The sequence below is a fragment of the Kocuria subflava genome, from assembly GCF_012163155.1.
Lineage (GTDB): Bacteria > Actinomycetota > Actinomycetes > Actinomycetales > Micrococcaceae > Kocuria > Kocuria subflava.
The window spans coordinates 1-579 of the sequence record NZ_JAAVUN010000183.1; the positions used below are offsets into that span (position 1 = coordinate 1).

The 579-nt window shown below is 66.5% G+C and carries 1 protein-coding gene and 1 pseudogene; one reads left to right on the forward strand and one right to left on the reverse strand.

Annotation, left to right across the window (positions count from 1 at the left end; translation table 11 throughout):
* Nucleotides 1-268 (reverse strand): annotated as a pseudogene (locus GTW58_RS13655) (hypothetical protein); the annotation flags it as partial.
* 190 nt (nt 269-458) lie between these two features.
* Between GTW58_RS13655 and GTW58_RS15055 the strand changes: the two are divergent.
* Nucleotides 459-579 (forward strand): VOC family protein (locus GTW58_RS15055; protein WP_342453327.1); only part of this gene is annotated, 121 nt, incomplete at its 3' end.

The window sequence follows — 579 nt, forward strand, 5'->3', positions numbered from 1 at the left end:
AGGCTTCGGGTGAGGTCCCGTCCAGGCACACGTAGTCGGCTCCACCGGTGGCGCGGTCGGCGTCGTCGAGCACCCGCCGCAACTCGTCGGAGGGCTCGGGCTTGAGGTCACCGACGATCACCCGGGCCCCGGCCGTGACGAGCATGGCCGCTTCGGCCAGCCCCTGCCCACCGTTGGCCCCGGTGACCACGACCACGCATCCCGTGAGGTCGGCGAGGACCCTTGGCGCTACGTCGTCGAGCAATCGACCTTCACCCATCTCATTCATGCAGTCGATGCTAGGAAGCCGGTCAACCCCGACGCATTCATGCCGTCGATACTTGATATGAGAATCACGGGATTCCGCCGACGGACGGCGGCGCCCACGATGGTGTTCGGAATCACATCGCATCGCTCCCGCGCGTCCCCGCGAATTGCAGGGAGCGCCGTGGACCGGACATCGTCCTAAGGCCACCACCGTGGAGAAGCTGCTTGCTCACCTGAGCCACCTGGAGATCACCTGCCCGGACGTCGAGGCCTCGGCCACGTTCTACATCGAGAAGTTCGGCATGCGGGAGGTCCACCGGGCCGATGACCGCG